19 protein-coding genes, 2 tRNA genes and 1 pseudogene are annotated in these 17,953 nt (G+C 65.7%); 5 read left to right on the top strand and 17 right to left on the bottom strand.

What is annotated here, in order from left to right; all coding sequences use genetic code 11:
* Positions 1–34 precede the first annotated feature (34 nt).
* The 4 genes from LWF15_RS09575 to LWF15_RS09560 form a co-directional block, all read right to left on the bottom strand.
* Positions 35–745, bottom strand: a complete 711-nt coding sequence (locus LWF15_RS09575) for an ATP-dependent Clp protease proteolytic subunit (RefSeq protein WP_232810067.1) — start codon at positions 743–745, stop codon at positions 35–37.
* A gap of 66 nt (positions 746–811) precedes the next feature.
* The gene (locus tag LWF15_RS09570; RefSeq protein ID WP_232810179.1) at positions 812–1,387 is read right to left on the bottom strand and encodes an ATP-dependent Clp protease proteolytic subunit; all 576 of its coding nucleotides are present in this window, start codon (positions 1,385–1,387) and stop codon (positions 812–814) included.
* 441 nt (positions 1,388–1,828) lie between these two features.
* Positions 1,829–3,217 (bottom strand): trigger factor, encoded by a 1,389-nt coding sequence (gene tig / locus LWF15_RS09565; protein ID WP_232810066.1) that lies wholly within the window; start codon positions 3,215–3,217, stop codon positions 1,829–1,831.
* 236 nt (positions 3,218–3,453) lie between these two features.
* Positions 3,454–3,527 (bottom strand) — tRNA-Pro (locus LWF15_RS09560).
* Positions 3,528–3,649: 122 nt separating this feature from the next.
* Here LWF15_RS09560 and LWF15_RS09555 point away from each other — a divergent pair.
* Positions 3,650–3,723: transfer RNA gene (locus LWF15_RS09555), tRNA-Gly, on the top strand.
* 144 nt (positions 3,724–3,867) lie between these two features.
* On the opposite strand, the gene LWF15_RS09550 is transcribed toward LWF15_RS09555, so the two are convergent.
* The 10 genes and pseudogenes from LWF15_RS09550 to LWF15_RS09505 all read right to left on the bottom strand — a co-directional run bounded on the left by LWF15_RS09550 (position 3,868) and on the right by LWF15_RS09505 (position 12,341).
* Entirely contained in the window at positions 3,868–5,049 is a 1,182-nt protein-coding gene (locus LWF15_RS09550) for a tyrosine-type recombinase/integrase (RefSeq protein WP_232810065.1), read from the bottom strand.
* On the bottom strand, positions 5,050–5,283 hold the full coding sequence (locus tag LWF15_RS09545; RefSeq protein ID WP_232810064.1) for a helix-turn-helix domain-containing protein: 234 nt from the start codon (positions 5,281–5,283) through the stop codon (positions 5,050–5,052).
* Between the two features lie 276 nt (positions 5,284–5,559).
* Positions 5,560–7,020, bottom strand: coding sequence for a hypothetical protein (locus LWF15_RS09540; protein ID WP_232810063.1), 1,461 nt, complete (start codon positions 7,018–7,020; stop codon positions 5,560–5,562).
* Positions 7,021–7,075: 55 nt separating this feature from the next.
* On the bottom strand, positions 7,076–7,597 hold the full coding sequence (locus LWF15_RS09535) for a DnaB-like helicase N-terminal domain-containing protein (protein ID WP_232810062.1): 522 nt from the start codon (positions 7,595–7,597) through the stop codon (positions 7,076–7,078).
* Positions 7,598–7,626: 29 nt separating this feature from the next.
* Positions 7,627–8,010: a hypothetical protein gene (locus LWF15_RS09530; protein WP_232810061.1), complete on the bottom strand. Its 384-nt coding sequence runs from the start codon at positions 8,008–8,010 to the stop codon at positions 7,627–7,629.
* 239 nt (positions 8,011–8,249) lie between these two features.
* Positions 8,250–10,484 (bottom strand): hypothetical protein, encoded by a 2,235-nt coding sequence (locus tag LWF15_RS09525; RefSeq protein WP_232810060.1) that lies wholly within the window; start codon positions 10,482–10,484, stop codon positions 8,250–8,252.
* A 504-nt stretch (positions 10,485–10,988) separates the two neighbouring features.
* Positions 10,989–11,390: pseudogene (locus LWF15_RS38110) on the bottom strand (ABC transporter permease); the annotation flags it as partial.
* A gap of 41 nt (positions 11,391–11,431) precedes the next feature.
* Positions 11,432–11,815: a hypothetical protein gene (locus LWF15_RS09515; protein WP_232810058.1), complete on the bottom strand. Its 384-nt coding sequence runs from the start codon at positions 11,813–11,815 to the stop codon at positions 11,432–11,434.
* Positions 11,815–12,111 carry a hypothetical protein gene (locus tag LWF15_RS09510; protein WP_232810057.1) on the bottom strand — a complete coding sequence of 99 codons (297 nt, stop codon included), beginning with the start codon at positions 12,109–12,111 and terminating at the stop codon, positions 11,815–11,817. The genes LWF15_RS09515 and LWF15_RS09510 overlap by 1 nt, the downstream gene beginning before the upstream one ends.
* Positions 12,108–12,341, bottom strand: coding sequence for a DUF6284 family protein (locus LWF15_RS09505; RefSeq protein ID WP_232810056.1), 234 nt, complete (start codon positions 12,339–12,341; stop codon positions 12,108–12,110). The genes LWF15_RS09510 and LWF15_RS09505 overlap by 4 nt, the downstream gene beginning before the upstream one ends.
* A 185-nt stretch (positions 12,342–12,526) precedes the next feature.
* On the opposite strand from LWF15_RS09505, the gene LWF15_RS09500 reads away from it, so the two are divergent.
* From LWF15_RS09500 to LWF15_RS09490, 4 genes are all read left to right on the top strand, one after another.
* Positions 12,527–13,378: a GntR family transcriptional regulator gene (locus LWF15_RS09500; RefSeq protein WP_232810055.1), complete on the top strand. Its 852-nt coding sequence runs from the start codon at positions 12,527–12,529 to the stop codon at positions 13,376–13,378.
* A gap of 25 nt (positions 13,379–13,403) precedes the next feature.
* Complete coding sequence (locus tag LWF15_RS09495) at positions 13,404–14,267, top strand: hypothetical protein (RefSeq protein WP_232810054.1); 864 nt, start codon at positions 13,404–13,406, stop codon at positions 14,265–14,267.
* 229 nt (positions 14,268–14,496) lie between these two features.
* Positions 14,497–14,781 carry a helix-turn-helix domain-containing protein gene (locus LWF15_RS38105; protein WP_408622903.1) on the top strand — a complete coding sequence of 95 codons (285 nt, stop codon included), beginning with the start codon at positions 14,497–14,499 and terminating at the stop codon, positions 14,779–14,781.
* 274 nt (positions 14,782–15,055) lie between these two features.
* Entirely contained in the window at positions 15,056–15,604 is a 549-nt protein-coding gene (locus LWF15_RS09490) for a hypothetical protein (protein WP_232810053.1), read from the top strand.
* 80 nt (positions 15,605–15,684) lie between these two features.
* Here the strand turns inward: LWF15_RS09490 and LWF15_RS09485 are convergent, their stop codons facing one another.
* From LWF15_RS09485 to LWF15_RS09480, 3 genes are all read right to left on the bottom strand, one after another.
* Complete coding sequence (locus LWF15_RS09485; protein WP_232810052.1) at positions 15,685–16,308, bottom strand: hypothetical protein; 624 nt, start codon at positions 16,306–16,308, stop codon at positions 15,685–15,687.
* 934 nt (positions 16,309–17,242) lie between these two features.
* Positions 17,243–17,416, bottom strand: coding sequence for a type II toxin-antitoxin system HicA family toxin (locus LWF15_RS38100; protein ID WP_408622951.1), 174 nt, complete (start codon positions 17,414–17,416; stop codon positions 17,243–17,245).
* Between the two features lie 28 nt (positions 17,417–17,444).
* Positions 17,445–17,666 (bottom strand): type II toxin-antitoxin system HicB family antitoxin, encoded by a 222-nt coding sequence (locus tag LWF15_RS09480; RefSeq protein ID WP_232810051.1) that lies wholly within the window; start codon positions 17,664–17,666, stop codon positions 17,445–17,447.
* Positions 17,667–17,953: the final 287 nt, after the last annotated feature.

Genomic DNA, 17,953 nt, shown 5'->3' with positions numbered 1-17,953 from the left:
CGCTGTCAGCGGCACCCCCTGTTCGGTCGGCGTGTCAGGCGCCGGACGGGGGCGGGGTGGAAACCTGAACGCCCTTACGGCTACTGAGCACCTGGTCGACCAGACCGTACTCAAGAGCCGCTTCGGCGGTCAGGATCTTGTCCCGCTCGATGTCTTTCTGCACCTGCTCCGAACTGCGGTTCGAGTGCAGTGCGATGGTGTCTTCCAGCCAGGTACGCATCCGCAGCACCTCGTTGGCCTGGATCTCGATGTCCGACGCCTGGCCGTAGTCGCCACCCGACATGGCCGGCTGGTGGATCAGCACGCGGGCGTTCGGCAGGGCGAGGCGCTTGCCCTTGGTGCCGGCCGCCAGCAGCACGGCGGCGGCCGAGGCGGCCTGGCCGAGGCAGACGGTCTGAATGTCCGGCTTCACGTACTGCATGGTGTCGTAGATTGCCGTAAGGGCGGTGAACGAGCCACCCGGGCTGTTGATGTAGAGCGTGATGTCGCGGTCCGGGTCCTGGCTCTCCAGCACGATCAGCTGGGCCATGACGTCGTCGGCGGACGCGTCGTCGACCTGCACACCGAGGAAGATGATGCGGTCCTCGAACAGCTTCGTGTACGGGTCCATCCGCTTGAAGCCGTAGGCGGTGCGCTCCTCGAAGTTCGGGAGCACGTAGCGGCTGCTCGGCGCGGCGACCTGCGGGGAGGCGCTGCGACCGGAACCCGGCAGGTGCAGGCCTGCGTGGTGGTCGGGGTAGCTCATCGGGTCACTCCTGATGCTGACTGAGGCCGGTGGGATCGATGTCGGACGGGCGGGCGGCGAGACGGCTCAGACGCCGGTGCCGCCGCCGCCGCTGACGTCACGCGCGGAGCGGACCACGTGGTCGACGATGCCGTACTCCAGGGCTTCCTGCGCGGTGAACCAGCGGTCGCGGTCGGAGTCCTTGGTGATGGTCTCGACCGTCTGCCCGGTCTGCGCGGCGATCAGCTCGGCCATCTGCTTCTTGATGTGCAGGATCTGCTCGGCCTGGATCTTGATATCGGTGGCCGAACCGCCGATGCCGCCCAGCGGCTGGTGCATCATCACGCGGGCGTGCGGGGTGGCCGAACGCTTGCCCTTGGCCCCCGCGGTCAGCAGGAACTGCCCCATCGAGGCGGCCAGGCCCATCGCGATGGTGGCCACGTCGCAGGAGACGTACTGCATGGTGTCGTAGATCGCCATGCCGGCGGTCACCGAGCCACCGGGCGAGTTGATGTAGAGGTAGATGTCCTTGTTCGGGTCCTCCGCGGCCAGCAGCAGCATCTGCGCGCAGATCGCGTTCGCGTTCTCGTCGCGCACCTCGGAACCGAGGAAGATGATCCGGTCCTTCAGGAGGCGGTTGTAGACGTGGTCGTCGTAACCCATGCCGGGTGACGCCGTGCGGGCCACCGGCTGGTCGAACGAATTCGTCGCCGGGGCGCTCCCCGGAACGATCAAGTGGCTCACGATGTCGCTCCCCAAAACGTTGGCACCTAGTCCGGCTGCCTGAGCCGGGTACCGGGTGGACCACCCGGTGCATTGACCCTAACGCGGACCACTCCCGGTGATCCTCCCCTACCGGCCGTTGTTCGCTGTGGGCGCATCGGGGCCCACGGTGCATGACCCGGATGGCCTCTGACCAGGCGACACGCCCCAGGGGGCGAGACCCGTAGGAGTGAATGACCGGGACCGGCGGCCGATTTCACTGGCGTCCCACCGGGAGTGGGGGCCGGATCGGTGGTCGTACTTCTGCGGAAAGCAGAACCGGCATCCCGACCGAGTTTCGTCGATCCGGATGCCGGTTCTGTCTGGCCCGAGCTACCTGCCTCAGAGGGTGGGCAGCGCCGTCGGGTCGTCCGACTTCTTCTTCTCGCCCTGCTCCTCGGCGACCTCGTCCTCGACGACCTCACCCTCGAGGGCGGCCTCGTCGCCCGCCTCCTCGGCGCTGGCCGGGAAGAGCTCGGCGAGGTTGATCTCGTTGCCCGACTCGTCCTTCACCTGGGCGCGCTCGAGCACCTGGGCCAGCGCCTTGCGGCGGCCGACCTCGGCCACCATCGACGGCACCTGACCGGCCTCGTCCACGGCCTTGATGAACTCGTTCGGGTCCATCCGGTACTGCTGGGCGCTGGCGAGCAGGTACTCGATCAGCTCCTGCTGGCCGACCTGGACCTCTTCCTTCTCGGCGATCGCGTCGAGCAGGAGCTGGGCCTTGAACGCCTTGCGGGCCTCGACCTCGACCTCCTCGCCGTGCGGGTCGTCCTCGGCCTTGCCCTCCTGCTCGAGGTGCTGCTTGACCTCGGCCTTGATGATGCCCTCGGGCACCGGGATCTCGACGGCCTCGAGCAGCTTCTCCAGCAGACGCTCACGCGCCTGGATGCCCTGCTGGTAGCGGGCCTCCTGGCCGGCCTGCTCGGAGAGGCTGGCGCGCAGCTCCTCGAGGGTGTCGAACTCGGAGGCCATCTGGGCGAACTCGTCGTCGGCCTCGGGCAGCTCGCGCTCCTTCACCGACTGCACGGTGACGGTGACGTGGGCGTCCTCACCGGCGCGCTCGCCACCGGCCAGCGGCGAGTCGAACGTGGTGGTCTCGCCGGCCGAGAGGCCCGGCAGGACGTCGTCCATGCCCTGCAGCATCTCGCCCGAGCCGACCCGGTAGGAGACGCCCTTGACGCTGTCGATCTCCTCGTCGCCGATGGTGGCGGCGATGTCGATGCTCAGGAAGTCGCCCTCGGCGGCCGGGCGCTCGACGGTGACCAGGGAGCCGAAGCGCTCGCGCAGCGTCTGCAGCCGCTCCTCGACCTGCTCGTCGGCGACCTTCACGTCGTCGACGGTGACCTCGACGGCGTCGAGGGCGGGCAGCTCGAACTCGGGGCGCACGTCGACCTCGGCGGTGAAGGCCAGGTCGCCGCCGGTGGCCGGGTCGGGCACGGAGGTGACGTCGACCTCGGGCTGGCCGAGCGGGCGGATCTCGGACTCCTGCACGGCCTGCGTGTAGAAGCCGGGCAGGGCGCTGTTGACGGCCTCCTCGATCACGACGCCGCGGCCGAACCGCTGGTCGATGATCCGCGGCGGCACCTTGCCCTTGCGGAAGCCGGGGACGGTGACCTGCGAGGCGATGCTCTTGTAGGCCGCGTCCATGCTCGGCTTGAGTTCGTCGAAGGGCACCTCGACGGTGAGCTTGACCCGGGTGGGGTTGAGGGTCTCGACGGCGCTCTTCACGAGGGGACTTCTCCTGGCCTTTGGACAACTGAGGACGATGCGGCCCGCTGTCGGCCCCGCCGCCGGCAGCGCGAGCGCGCGCCCAGGGGCAGGACAGGCATCATGGCCTTCGGCACATCCTAGCCGCGCCACGAAGGCGGGTAGGACAGGCCCGGCCCACCCTAGCCACTATTCGTGACAGGGGACCTGAACCAGGGCTGTGACCAGCCCAGATGTTCTGCGCATCACTGCGCTCGTCGGGGTACCCGGATTCGAACCGGGGGCCTTCCGCTCCCAAAGCGGACGCGCTACCAAGCTGCGCCACACCCCGCCGCCCGCCCGGCCGCACGTAGATGTCCGACCGCCCGGGTGACAGGCAGTAGGCTACGACACGTCGGAGGAACCGTTCGCCCGGTTTCCGGATTTCCGGCTATCGTACGAACTGCTCCACACGCGGGTGTAGCTCAATGGTAGAGCCCCAGCCTTCCAAGCTGGTCATGCCGGTTCGATCCCGGTCACCCGCTCCACGCAAGAAGGGCCAGGTCAGAGGCGCACAGCCTCCGATCCTGGCCCTTCTTCGTAACACCACTTTTGGCCCGCGTGCCAGATACGTGCCAGATGGCGCCGCAGGTCAGACCTTGATCGCGTGCGATTCGGATCGCACGCGGGAGTCAGACGGGAGCAGGCACGCCGGTCGCGTCGTCCTCCGGATCATCGTCCTGGTCCTGGTCGTCGTCCTTCATAGCCCGCACCGCAGCGTCCAGGGCCTCAGCGATCGCCTTGTCGGCCCGGGCGGTGGCGTGCTGATAGATCAAGGCGGCCCGAGCGCTGTCATGCCCCATCCGAGTCATCAGATCCCGTGTGCTGGCTCCCGTGGCCGCCGCGAGGGTGTTCCCCGTGTGCCGCAGGTCGTGGAAGTGCAGCCCCGGTGATCCCACCGCAGCGGTTGCCGTCCTCCACCCGACCAGCTTGGCGAAATTATTTCTCCGCAGCGGTGGGCGGGCCTTGCTCACGCCGGTAAACACCAGCGCGGCCGGATCGGCCGGCACGAAGTCGTCCAGGTGCTTTCGGATCGTCGGCACGATCGCTTCCGGGATGCTGACCGTTCGGCGTCCGGCCCGCGACTTCGTAGGGCCGAGCTCCAAACCGCTCCCCTCCACTTCTCCATAGGCGTTCACCACGCGGACCGTGCGGGCCTTGAGGTCGATATCCGCCCGAGTCAACGCGGTCACCTCACCCCAGCGCAGACAGGCGAAGGTGGTCACCAGCACCATGGCCTGGAATTGCTCGGGCAACAGTTTGGCCAGCGCGAACACCTGGACCATCGTCAGCACCGGGCGCTCAGCGCTTTCCTCTTTGTCGGCGCCGGGGATGCGGCACGGATTCTTGCGGATCAATTCGTCCTCTTTCACCGCAGTGTTCAGCACGGCCCGCAGCAGCCGGTACGCCTTGGCCACCACAAGCGCCGACACTCCCCCGGCCATGAGTTCCGTCCGCCAGGAGCGGATTCGAGCCGTTGTCAGATCCCCGATCGTTATGCCGCCGAGCTTGGGCACGATGTGGGAGCGCAGGAGTTGGCGATACAGCGCGATCGTGCGCGGCCTCAGCTTGGGCCGTTCGTTGATCCAGCGCTCCGCATAGTCTTTTAGCAGGATTCGGCCGCGAGACGGATCGATCCAGTCACCGCGAACCAACGCGGCCTCGGTCATGGTGAGCCATCTATTCGCCTCCTCCTTGCGGGCGAACGTGTTCGGCGCGGCCTTCATCACCCCGTCGCTGTCGAGGTACCGAGCCTGGAACCGGCCAGACGGCAGCTTGCGCACTGCTCCGAAACGACGCTTTGCAGATGCCATTTAGGCAGCCCTCCTGAGGTCATTCCACACGGTGGTTTCGGTGATCGGGGCGACTTTTCCGGCGGCGATGTACTCGACCAGGTCCCGGGGGTCGATGCGGACGGCTCGACCGAGGCGATAGAACACGATCCGGCGTTCGGCGACCAGGCGCCGGACGTAGCGGGCACTCATGCTGATCCGCTCGGCGGCGGCCTCGATCGTGAGCAGTTCAGGCACGGCGGCGTGGCTGTCCATGGGGACGTTCTCCCGTCACGGTGGGTCAGGGTCGGAGGGGTTGCGTTCAAGGGGGCTGGATTCGACAGGCCCTACGGCCCCTACAGACCCTGCCTCGGGCGTTTGTGCAGGTCAGCTCATGCCGGCCGATTCGGCGGGCAGGGTCTGTAGGGCTGGAATCAGGGCCTGTTGGGAGGGGGCAGGGTCTGTACGGGCCCTGCCAGGGTCTGTAGAGGGTCTGTTGGTTCCGGTCTACAGACCCTGCCTTTTGGGCGCGTACCCGCTGGCCAGAAGGCTTTAGGGGCCAGGCAGGGTCTGTAGGGGCTGTTCGATCCAGGCACCTTGAACGGGCGGAGCCTCCTGGTCGGGCGTGAGACGGAAGATCCGCTCTCCGTTACTTTTGGTGGCTTCGACGTTGATCCCGCAGGCGCGCAGTGCGGGCGAGATCCGGCGCAGGTGGCCACCGGCCGCGCGGTTGGTTCGTGGCCAGCCGCGCGGCGGGTGTTCGGGCGTGATGGTGGCCAGTAGCTCGGCGATGGTTCCGGCCCATCCGGCTACGGTGCCCTTGACCATGGCGGTGATGGCGGTGGCGAACGGGTCGGATTCGACGACGGCGTGGTTGCTTTCGTTGGTTCGCTGTTGGTAGGCGGCCAGGGAGTTCCAGCCGGTGACGGTGTCGAGTGCGGCCAGCATTCGGGCGAAGTCGGCCATCCGAGGTAGCTCGGCCAACTCGACCGTGGGCAGCGCGGCCAGGACTCCGGCCAGCAGGTCCAGCAGCGCGGCCAGGGTCGCAGGCTGGGCCTGGCGGTAGTCGGCCGCGACGTCGGCATCCGGGCGTCGGCGGTCGGGTGTGATGCGTTGCAGCTCAACCGGAACCATGCGTTCGGCCAAGTCCCCGGCGAGGCTTCCGGCATCGATCGACGTCAGCGCAATGACCCGGCGAAACGCCAGAACGGTCACATCGTCATCGGTGAACAGAGCCCGGTCGACGATGCCGTCCCCGGTGACGGCCTTGCAGAGCGTGTCGGAGAACCAGGGCGCGATAGTTGAGACGTTGTCCAGGGCGACCGTCCAGGACGCGGTGGCCGTGACGGCCCATGCCTTGACGTCTTTCGGGGCGCTGCGCAGCGGTGCCGGGGACGGATCGATCAGGCCGACGCAGAACGCCGCTGCGGTCGATTTGGCGGTGCCCTGCTCTCCCAACAGGGCCAGGATCGGATGTGGAATGTTCGGGATCAGCGCGGCCAGCAGCCAGGCCACAATCAGAGCGAACCCGTCGTCATCGACGTTCAGCAACTGCCGGAAGCCGTCCAGGCTGCCAGGGCGCTGCGGGACCGGGAGCGGCTGGGTGAGGGCAGTGCGGCGGAACAGGACCGGGGAGTGTGCCTCGATCCACCAGCGGCCGGGTTCGATCCGCACCACGCGGCCGGTCGCGTCGCCCAGGTCCAGGATCATGCCTCCGGGGTGCGCGGCGACCCGCAGGCCAACGGTTTCGGCGGGGCTTTCAGCGGCCATGCCCTCAATCACGGTCATGGCATCGCTCAGAGCCGATGATGAAGCCGCGGAGTTGGTTTCGGTGTAGTAAGTGCGGGCCAGGCGCTGGCGCAGTCCGTCCCTGCCGCGCAAGGGCAGGGCGACGGCGGGGCCGCGGCGGTCGACGGCGTAGGCGCGGCCGTCCATGCCCTGGACCAAGCGGTAGGACTCTTCGGCCAGGGCGACCAGGCGGGATGCTTGCGAGGGGCCTTTCTCGTCCGTCACAGGCGTTCTCTCCTTCGGTTGCTCGGGTGGTCAGGGTTCGTCGCAGATCGAAAGATCAGGCAGCGCGGGGACGCTCGGCGGATCGGAGCGTGGCGGCGTCCGGGGTGTGTTCGGCGATGCGGGCCAGGGTGCGGCCCATGGCGCTCATGCTGTCCGCGAGGAGCTTTTCCAGCGCCACCAGGGGGCCAGTTGCGTTGTCTGCGATGGCGTCGGCGTATTCGAAGGCTTCGCGGCGCAGGCGGGCTTCCAGGACGGCCCGGCGGTGTTCCTGGCAGGCCTGCGGGACGGTGACACTGGCACCGAGGCAGGCGCCGACGACGAAGGCCCAGGGCTCCCCGGCCAGGGGTCGGGCGCCGTGCTGGCGTTCCAGCTCGGCGACGACCAGGGGCGCCTCGATCGGCTGACGGCGACCGTTGATCGTGTAGAAGGCTCGCAGGATCGCCCGGTGCTGGGGCGAGTGGAGATCGGCCGGTTCGATGTCGGACAGGACGGTTCCCAGGTAGCGGGGGTGGGCCATTGCGACGCCCAGCAGGACGGGTTCGCTCGGGCTCATCTGCGGGTGGACGTAGTGGTTCATGTGCGGGTACCTCCGGTGAGAGTGGGGATTTAGCGGTGGGTGTGGGCGCCGCGTTGTTCGGTGCGCAGGTACTCGTAGAGGCGGCGGCCGTTGCGCAGTCGCAGGCCGGTTCCGTTGCACCGGCCGTGGATCCGCACGGCGTTGATGTCGAAGGGGGCGCGGCGCTTGCCGCTGCCGTGGCAGTAGCGGCAGGGCTTGAACGGCCAGATCCAGCAGGTGAACGCGTAACCCAACGTCACGATCAGGGCCAGGACCAGAAGACCCGCAGACGATGCGAACCAGGCGAGCAGGTGCCCGGATCCGGTCGCGGTAGGGGCGACCTGGCCGTGGTCATGCGATTCGGCCGGCATCGGGGACAGAGCGGTGATGAGTGCGGCGGTGTGGTGGGTGGCGGTAGCGGCGAGAGACAGCACGGTTCGGCCTCCTGGGGCTGTTTTTGGACGTGCTGGGTCACCGGCGCTACCCGCTACCTGGTTTTGTGGCAGGTAGCGCCGGTGCAGGTCAGTGCGGAAGTGGTCCGGTAGCGGGGCTGGTAGCGCTGCCGCTACCCGGTAGCGATCGGGCCGCTACCTTCTGGCCCGTGGCGCCGGGGATGGATCGTCCGGCGGGACCGGGGAAAACGTTCTGGTTCGGGTGGAGCTGTGGCCTGGTGTTAGGTGCTGGCCTGGCGGGCGTCGATGGCTGCGGTCAGATCCTTGTGGCGTAGTCCCTTGCGAGGTTCCCCGGCGACCTTGACATTCACGCTGGGTAGTTTCAGGGCTCGAAGTTGGGTGGAGATCGTCTCGGCGGTGATGTCGGCGTAGTGTTCGGGGAAGGTTTCCGCGAGGCGGGTAGCGATGTGCGTCCAGTGCAGGCCGGGCTCACCGGAGAAGACCGCTGCGACGTCGGCCAGGACGTCACGCACCTCTCGCGGCGTGCTCTCCCCCGCAGCGTCTCCGGACAGGGTCCCGGCGGCCTCGCGGTGGCGGCGGGCAGCCTTGAGGATGTTCTCAGCGTCCGCGTGGTCGGCGAGGTAGGTCCGCACGACGGGAGTGTCATCGGTTGCGCCGTAGAGGATCCCGACGCCTCGGTACTTCTTGCCGGTCGGCAGCGAAGCGGCGTCGAATCCCTCCTGGTAGGCGTCACCGCCGAGCACAGCATCCGAGACGACGCGGTTGCCGCACTTGAGGGCGAAGCGCACGGCGTGGTTGTCGCGGTAACGGTTGAACAGTCGCCCGACGTCCCCGGCCCCGACGCCAGAGGGCTTCTGCGAGGACGACAGCAGGATCACCCCGGCGGACGGACCGACCGCCATGATGTACGAAAGCAGGCCCGCGATCTTCTTGTTCGTCTCCTGGTCGTCCAGTTCGTAGTAGACCTGGAACTCTTCCATCACCAGCAGCCAGACCCGCAGGCGCGGGTACTTCCGCGAAAGGTCCCGTGTGATCTTGCCTTCCGGGCACTCACTGGTCGGCAGGGACGCCAGGAACTCGTTGACGTCCTCAATGTGCTTCTTGACTTCGGTCAGCATCTCCACCAGGTGCGTCACCGGGTCGTTGTCCCGAGCGTTGGGCACAGTGCCGAACACGGCCCGGTGCGCGACCAGGCGGAACTTGTCCCAGTCCGGGCTGTTCTTGCCATCGGCTAGCAGGATCCGAACGTACGGGTCCAGGGATGCGAACAACGCCAGGGCCCGGGCGGCGAACGTCTTGCCCTTACGGGGCTGGGCGCCGATCAGGATCGAGATCCACATCAGGTCCAGCAGCACCTTGCGGCCGCGCTCATCCAGGCCGAACGGCGCCGGAGTCCAGATGTCGCGTACCTTGCAGTCCAGCAGCGGAGATCGGCCGGCATGAACGGCCAGCGGGTCACGGTCGGCCACGAACAACAGGTGACGACGCTCGGAGCTCTCATCGGGAGTCAGGAACACCTGGTTCGCCGAGACGTCCAGGCCCGAGGCAATGGCGGTCTTGGCGTTGCGGACGTGGGTGAAGCCGGTGCCGAACGGCAGATCGATCGCGACCTGAGATCCGCTGCCGGTGACGTCGCGGGACATCGGTGAGGCGAACCCGATCTGCTTGTCAGCCTTGTCCGGGTGCCCGAGATTGGCGGCGTAGTAGGCCCGCAACACGATGTCCGGGTTCATCCGGCGGAACCGGCCGGTCACTACGGCCTTGGCCACGATCGACCGGTCAGCCGGACGACCGATCCGGGCCAGCAGCACCAGCACGGCGGCCAGGAGACCAGCCACGATCAGCGGCGGGGCCGAGAACCACAGCACCGGCCCGCCGATGGCCAGGACCAGGACCTGAGCGACCAGGACGATGCCTCTCCAGCGGCGGGTGGCCTTGACCTCCCGGTGCAGCCGAAGCCAGGCCTGAGAGTCGTTCTCGGCGGCGGCTTGCTGCCGTAGGCCGTGCTGTTCGACCAGCCACCACCACCGCAACTGGCGACCGATCAACACGGGCACGCCGACCAGGGCCCAGAACAGGACCTGAGCGCCGTACCAAGGGGCGCGGACCAGATGGAACGCGGACACATGCCCGGCCAGCATCAGCGCGTCCTGGATCGTGGCCTTGATGTTCAGCCACCCGGCCAGGCCCGGCGGGATGATCGGCAGCCGGGCCGCAGCGCCGCTCGGGCCGATCGTGGGTAGGGCGTCAACGGCGGCTCCGCCGTGCTGCGGTTCCTCGTCCAGAGCCACATCGAAGTGGCCTTCACTGACCTCCCCGACGACCGTCACGGTGTCCGGGTCGGTGTCCGGGTGCTTGTCCGGTCGGTTGTCCGGGGTGGAGCGGATTCGTGCGGCGGCCAGGTCCACGACGTTGGCGTCCCGTTGCGTGCTGGTCTCGGCCTGGTCGGTGGTGTGGTCTTCGGGCGGTGTGCCGTACTCGGGCGCGGTGCTCATCCGTAGTTCCCCTTCCAGGGGTGCAGCGGTGCAGTTCCCGGGATCAGCGGCCCGCCCGGTACAGGGGCAGGGCGGGCCGCACTACGTAGCGGTTGAGGTTCAGGCGGCCAGGTCGGCGGACTCCGGCGCCTGGTCGGTCTGGTCGGCCGGTGCGGTGTTGAGGTACCGGCGCGCGGTCCGCTCGGTCACCCCGACCCGCTCAGCGATCCGGGCCACGGTCCAGTCCGGGTACCTTTCGCGGAGCTTTCGTGCCTTGTCCGCGTTGCCCGAGGCACCGGCGCGTCGGGTGCCCTTCGTGGGGCGTCGTGCCTGGTCAGCCTCTGCCGACCGAATCGGCGTGGCTGTCTCAGCGGGCGCGATCGGCTCGGTGTCTGCCGGTGCGGGCTGGTCGGTGTGCTGGTCGCGCAGAGCGTTCACGATCACGGCCCGCTCGGTCCAGGCCTCCGCGTCGTCCTGGTCGTGCTCGACCGGTTCCGCAGTCGGCTCAGCCGCTGGGGTCTCGTGGACCAGGTGAGCCAGGGCAGCGCCCATCCCGAGCACGATCACCGGCAGGCAGGCGACCAGGGCAGTGATCTGCCATGGGGCCTTGATGACTCCGGCCGCTGCCATCAGGTGGTAGGCGACCTGGCCACCGGCACCGAGGACCAGGGAGCCGATCGCGGAGACGCGGGCGAAGCGCTGGGCTCGCTCGGACACGTCCAGCGCCAGCCACACGTACATGGCATAGGCGGCGTAGGTCTCGACCCCGATCGGCAGCGTGATCGCGGTATCGATGGTCAACTCGTCCCAGATCCCCGGCAGCGGCGAGACCGGACCGAACCCGGTCAGCCTGCCCAGCTCGACCCACCCGGACCAGATCGCGACGAAGGCGGGCAGGGCCAGCAGCAGGACCGGCCACGCGCGGCGCGGTGCCTCGGTCTTCGTGACAGTGGTGTTGGCGTCCATGCTCAGTTCCCCGTCCCGTCGTTGCTCGTGGTCTGTGTCAGGTGGGCGCTCACCCGGCGCGCGGCGTCGAGCTGTTGCACCGTCTGTTCGATCCGGCCAGCCGCGATCATCAGCGCGCCGGATAGGGCCTCCAGCTCGGTCTCGACGTCGGCGTCCTGGTCGTGCCCGACCCGCCCGGCATCCGCCTCCGCGAAGATCCATCGCTGAATCTGCGAAAGGGACTGACACATGCCATAAACCGTGGCCAACAAGTGCGCTATGACTGCGTCAACGTCGGACGGGTAGACGTAGGCACCGGCGCCGATCGTGGCGTGGTTGAGGCTGCGGATCGCCTCGGCGGCCTGGTCGGCGTACTCGTCCGGGCGCAGGTGCTTGCGTGCGCCCATCAGCAGCTCACCGCCGTGGTGCGGGCCAGCAGCAGCCCATCGGCGCGGCCGGTGTCGATGCCCTGATGGATCGACCCGTTGACGCATCGGGACTGGACCACCCGGTGAACCGGCGTGCTCGGCGCGGCCTGGTCGAAGTGCCCAACCAGGGCCAGACCGGCCGCGGTGATCGGCGGCGCGGCTACCAGGGCGACCAGGTAGCCGATGGCCACCCGCCGCACGATCCGCCCCTGCGGGTCCCGCTTCACGATCGCGGCCCGGACCGAAGCCAGGCGCTCAGCCTCGATCGCACTCACGCCGCATCGTCCAGCGTCCCGGCGTCCAGAGCGAAGAACTCACGCATCCGTCGCGTCACTTCAGCCTCAGCGCGGCGCAGTCGGCGCACGGCCAGCTCATCGGCGTTCGGTTCGTTGCGCAACAGGACGATTTCCGCGTCCAGCACATCCATTTCCGCCTCGATCAGCGGCCATTCGGCCTCAATCGCGCGAAGCTCGGCCCGGCTCGGGCCATCCCCTACCGCTCGCATCTCGTTGTCCCCTCGTGATGTCCGGTGAAGCAGTACGAGGAAGCTAACAACTGAATGGCTCGCTGGTCAACTGTTAGGAACAACTGCACTGGAAGAAAGCGTTCTACCTGCGACGATGCAACCAATCAGACTGTTAGCATCTGAATGGCTTAACGATCGAAGGCACCTATCAGGAGGCGCGAAGCATGACCACGGACGGGCAACCCCTGACCCGAGGTGAGGCGTTGCATGTGCAGATTGCCCGCAGCATCCGCAACCAGATTCAGGCCGGCCGACTCCGCGACGGCGAGACCCTGCCGTCGTCCCGCCAGCTGGCCGAAGAGTGGAAGGTCAGCGTCTTCACGATCAACGAAGCCATGAAGCTCCTGGCCGCTGATGGCCTGGTCGTCAACCACTCCCGATCCCGGCGCCTGATCCACTTCCCCGGCGAGACCACCCCGACCCCGTGGCGGCCCGAGACACCGCAGGTGCTCCTGGTCGGCGGCTTCCCCGGCTCGGGCAAGTCCGAGCTGGCCCGCGTCCTGGCCCGCCTCACCGGGTGGCCGATGCTCGACAAGGACACGCTCACCCGCCCCGTGGTCGAGGCGGCCCTAGAGATCCTGGACCGCTCACCCAACGATCGGGAGTCCGACGTCTACCTAGAGCGGATCCGTCCCCGGGAGTACGAAGCGACCGAGGCGGCCTACCTCGAGAACGTCGAGTGCGGCAACAGCGCGATCGTGGCCGCGCCGTTCCTGCGGGAGCTGCGGGACAAGGCGTGGGTAGACCGCACCACCGCGTCCATCACCGCGCGCGGTGGCAAGGCCACGCTGGTCTGGGTCTACTGCGAACCCGACACCATGCACCGATACATGCGTCAGCGCGGCGCGGCCCGGGACGCAACCAAGCTGGCCGACTGGCCCGCCTACCTGGACAGCATCGACCTGGACATGCGGCCGAACGGCCCGTTCGAGCTGATCGACAACTCCGCGTCCAGCTCCCCGCTACAGGTCCAGGCGTCGGCATTGGTAGACAAGGTGCTCAAAGCATCCGCGTAACCCGGCACCTCGACCAGGAGACTTTGTGACGCACGATCAACAGCTCACCGTCGGCATCCTTCACCCCGGACGAATGGGAGCTGGGATCGCCGCCGAAGCCCGCAAGAACGTTGACGTGCTGTGGTGCCCCACTGGCCGCAGCGAAGCCACCGCGGCCCGGGCCGAGGCCGGCCGATTCACCGCAGTGCCCACCGTGGCCGAGCTGGTCGAGCGATCCGACGTCATCCTGAGCATCTGCCCACCGATGTTCGCCGAAGCCATCGCCGCCGAAGTGGGCCAGTACGACGTCAGCGGGAAGGATTACGTCGAAGCCAACCCGGTGACCCGTCAGCAGCTCGACCAGATCACCAAGGCACTCCCGGGCGCCGCAGTCATCGACGGAGCGATCATCGGCTCCGTACCCGGCACCGGCAAGAAACCAGCGCTCTACGTCGCCGGACCGAGCCATGCCACCCTCATGCTGGCCGCCATATTCTCCGGAACCGACGTCATCGTCCGCCGCCTAGGCACAGAGGTCGGCAAAGCATCCGCTCTCAAGTCGGCCTACTCCACCTACCAAAAGGGTGCCCGCGTCCTAACCGTCCTGGCCCACGCCCTGGCCGACGAGCACGGCGTCCGAGACGAAATGCTCGAGCTGGCTGCGCAGCGCAGCGGCAGCTACCTCAGCGAACCCGACTACGTCGCCGAACTGGCCGCCATTGCCTGGCGCTGGTCACCAGACCTCACCGTCGCAGCCGCCGAGCTCGACGCCGCCGGGTACCCTGGCCAGGCTGTAGGCGCCCTGGCCGACGTCCTCGACCAGTGGAGCAGCACCCGCAATAACTGGGACCTGAGCCCGAGCGAGGCGACCGAGATCCTTCGGCGCGATTCGGCCGGCCGGTCCGAGTAGCCGCCAAAACACCTGTCCCCCTCGGCGGAGGGATTCGCGAGGGGGACAGGCGGCCCCGGTAGCGTCCTTCACTCCCTGTGCGCCCCAGGAAGCACCACCGGGCGTGGCTGGCAGGTGCGCGCCCAGACCCCGTACTCATGGACGCACACCCACCGCTTGAAGATCACAACTACGAGTAGTCGCGATCCGGGTACTTTACCCGCTGTCCGGGTGAAGTACCAGGCCGGGCGTGCTTATACCCGGCCGCCCTGCCTACGTTCGCCAGGTGTCCGATTCCCTCGCCCTGGCCCTCAAGCGCGCGGTGCGCGCCGAGCGGTCTCGGCGTGGGATGAGTCAGACCGAACTGGCGAACGCTCTTGGGTGGTCGCAGAGCCGAGTGGCATCCCTAGAGACCGGCACGCGACGCCTCTATGCCGACGAGCTTCCGGAGGTGTGCGCAGCGCTTGGCGTGCCCTTGACTCGCCTCCTTGCCGACGCAAAAAAGGGCGATATGCAGCGACTCGGTCTCGCATAAAGCGATCCAACTTCTATCGAGATCGCTAGGCCCGCCTTAGAAGAACATTCTAAGATTAAATGCTTACGTGAAGAACCGTTTAGTGGCGGTCGTAGCCTTTTCAACCCTGAGCGCACTAGGCATATTTACCTGGCTCGTCCTTTATGACCCGTCTAAGACTTGGGCCAGGTACATCGCATTTGCAACTATTCTTATACTAACGTGGTTTTCCGTAGCGTTGGTAGCTAAACATTGGACGTTACCGCGATGGGCACTGGCAGGTCTCGCGGCCGTCGTGACCGTAGGCAGCTTTCTGGGCGGGATTTATCCCACCTTCCAGAAGGAACCTGACGCAAGACCTGAGCTAACCAACTCATATCCAGGCACAGGAGAGTTAAGCAAAATATCTGTGGCCTGGGGTATGGAGCAGAACGACGCGCTCGCGAAACTCAACCTAGGTATAGACAATTTTTTTACCGCTCAAGATACAGAGCAGATTTTTTATGTCCAGGTTCAGAAATCTTGGACCCTTGAACCGGGATGGTCGCAGGAAATTGACTTTGAACTTATGAACCCATCCACCAATGCGGCCCTCGAGGCACAGCCACTAACGACCTTCTGCAACGACGTTGGCGCAGTAACCAGATGTGTTCTGTGGATACCTGAGTGCATGTGCTTCGATCGAATTCGCGAATACTTCATTCGAGCTACTTTGAACTTTCGCAAGAAACCCGCAGATGAGGCTTTTGATATTGCAATGCCCATGGACTTCATAGATAGCGAGACCTACCAGAATCCTAGCTACAAGGCTAGGAGAAAGGAAGGAATCCCACGCCGCGAGTAAGTTCGTGAACAAATGACACTTGACAGATGGCACCTAATTTCACCGTCATGCCTGGAATCATTGCGAACAATATCCTGATCCTAGGCTCTCCTGCTTAGTACCGCTGATTCTCCGCAAGAATGAAAGGTACGCGACATAATACTTGACCCGACCTGCGACGGAAATACCAGCATGCCACTCATGAACTCAATCGAAGGGCGTCCGGCAATATGGTACTGGATTGATATTGGAGGGTTGTCCGGGTATCTCGCCGTCAAATTCTTAATGGCCTCAGTCATCTCTTGGCCGAAAGCCACCATATTGTTAATGTCGGTAGCCCCGACTAGGAATCTGTATGGTTCGGCCTCAACTAGCGCCGCGGCCATACTGGGCCCCATTTCCCCGACTGGTACATCCCTGACGAGCTTTATCATGTCAGCGGCCCTCAACATTAGGTAGGTCGTCGCTTCCCAATCCAGATCATTGAGAACCGCGACACTGCCGTTCATGTTGAGCGCGCTGGCATTATGAATAGCTCCGTATGGCATCTCTCTCAGCCGGACAGCAAAGTCCGTCACTGTTGCGGCGTCGAGGTCACGATCCCTCCCTGAGTCTAAGTTGGGCGCTGACCTGGCCCGCTGAATAGCGGCAATATGTGCCTCTGCAACCAGCTCTACGCCGTAGTCCTCTGGGACGCCTTCTGGTTCTTGGGCGATCTGCAGCAACAGATCCGCAAGGTCTAGGGCACTCCCACCTCGTCTCACTAACTCTAGGAGGACCGAAGTCGGAACTGATGCACCAAGGATAATACGGCGCCTCGCGGAATTACCGTGGCCCTGAGAAATCTCTGGGTGGACCTGCAATCTTGCGTCAGCACATTCTGTCACAGAAATGAGAACAACTGGAGGTGAGTCACATTCCAACATATCGAAACGAGTAAATTCATTTACTCCTTGCAGGCGGCAATAGCCAGCGCTCCAGAGGCGCATAAAGCCCAGCATCTGCCGAAAGTTATGACTAGCTTGAGCCGCCTGCCTTCTCTTTCCGGCCTGCATTGCAAAAAGAATCAAAGTATCTCGACAAAGCCACGCTAGATCCGCAGGTTCTCGAACCCCCTGTTTTCCCTTCCGATACTCACTGGGTTCAAAGACATATGGTGCACCTAGGCTTCTCTGGGCCAGGAGTTTAACCAGTTCTTCTTGTGCGCTGGACGGCATGCCAAAGGATCGCACGCCCTGGAGTGGGCGGCGTGCAATCAAGCAAATGCCGCTTCGGAGAAGAACTCATAAGACGGCTTATGACCCTAATTGCCACTTTTTCTCAGCGTCGATCCCCCCGTCTTCTAATGACAATTGCCCCGAGGCACCTACCGAGCGGCGCGGCCGGGGGTCGGTCGTACCGCAGCGTTCGAGGTCTTCCGCTTCGTCGTGCCAGATACGTGCCAGATGGGTAGGCCTTTCGGGGGCACTCCAGGCCGCTCAAGGCACCTGCCCGCAGCGCAAAGTCCCAGGTGGCCCTGCAAAACCGGGGGCTTCCAAGCTGGTCATGCCGGTTCGATCCCGGTCACCCGCTCCACCGGCAAAGGGCCAGGTCAGAGGCGTGAAGCCTTCGATCCTGGCCCTTCGTCGTGCGACCATTTCCATACAGCGTGCCAGATGGTCAGAAGTCCGAAGGCCTGAGTCCGGCCTGCCGGCAGATGGAACGAAAAGTTCCGATCTTCAGATGACCGCGACTCATCGGAACGATCACCACCCGAACCGGATCAGCGCTCGAACGAAACTTGGCATGAGAGCCGCGCTGATGAACCAGCTCGAAACCGTGGTGCCGCAGCACCTTGGCCACCGCGTCCGACGACGGCCCCTCAGGCACTCTTCAGGGTGATCTGCTCGACGTGCGCGTCCGCGACGGTCTGGAACAGATCCGTCTCGGCGGTGTCATCGAAATACAGTTCCAGCGCTTCACGGAGGTTGGAGAGAGCCTCAGTCTCGGTGTCGCCTTCGCTGGCGACATCGATGTTCAGGCACTGAGCCACAAACCCGTCGTCCTCGCGGTACACGACCACCTGCAGCGTGCGATCACCCATGGTCCACCTCCCTGTTCTCAGGATACCGGTCCGGTCTCCGGCGGCGTGCCAGATACGAGCCGGATGGGTAGGCCGTCCGAGGTCACTCCAGGCCGCTCAAAGCACCTGACCACCGAGCAAAGTCCCAGGTAACCTCCTCAGATCGGAGGCTCCCAAGCTGGTCATGCCGGTTCGATCCCGGTCATCCGCTCTCCGCACGAAGGGCCAGGTCAGCGGCACAAACCACTGAACCTGACCCTTCGTCACGAGGACGACAACGGGTGTCTGCGGGCCAGATGGGCCACCCA

The organism is Kineosporia rhizophila (genome assembly GCF_021277265.1).
GTDB lineage: Bacteria > Actinomycetota > Actinomycetes > Actinomycetales > Kineosporiaceae > Kineosporia > Kineosporia rhizophila.
Note: the sequence above shows the minus strand (reverse complement) of the source record. Positions and strands in the feature narration are given on the sequence as shown.

What these genes read in the sequence shown, in the direction of transcription:
- LWF15_RS09575 (WP_232810067.1), bottom strand. Translation starts at nt 745, where the DNA reads ATGAGCTACCCCGACCACCACGCAGGCCTGCACCTGCCGGGTTCCGGT.
- LWF15_RS09570 (WP_232810179.1), bottom strand. Translation starts at nt 1,387, where the DNA reads ATGGGTTACGACGACCACGTCTACAACCGCCTCCTGAAGGACCGGATC.
- LWF15_RS09550 (WP_232810065.1), bottom strand. Translation starts at nt 5,049, where the DNA reads ATGGCATCTGCAAAGCGTCGTTTCGGAGCAGTGCGCAAGCTGCCGTCT.
- LWF15_RS09545 (WP_232810064.1), bottom strand. Translation starts at nt 5,283, where the DNA reads ATGGACAGCCACGCCGCCGTGCCTGAACTGCTCACGATCGAGGCCGCC.
- LWF15_RS09535 (WP_232810062.1), bottom strand. Translation starts at nt 7,597, where the DNA reads ATGAACCACTACGTCCACCCGCAGATGAGCCCGAGCGAACCCGTCCTG.
- LWF15_RS09525 (WP_232810060.1), bottom strand. Translation starts at nt 10,484, where the DNA reads ATGAGCACCGCGCCCGAGTACGGCACACCGCCCGAAGACCACACCACC.
- LWF15_RS09515 (WP_232810058.1), bottom strand. Translation starts at nt 11,815, where the DNA reads ATGGGCGCACGCAAGCACCTGCGCCCGGACGAGTACGCCGACCAGGCC.
- LWF15_RS09505 (WP_232810056.1), bottom strand. Translation starts at nt 12,341, where the DNA reads ATGCGAGCGGTAGGGGATGGCCCGAGCCGGGCCGAGCTTCGCGCGATT.
- LWF15_RS09500 (WP_232810055.1), top strand. Translation starts at nt 12,527, where the DNA reads ATGACCACGGACGGGCAACCCCTGACCCGAGGTGAGGCGTTGCATGTG.
- LWF15_RS09480 (WP_232810051.1), bottom strand. Translation starts at nt 17,666, where the DNA reads ATGGGTGATCGCACGCTGCAGGTGGTCGTGTACCGCGAGGACGACGGG.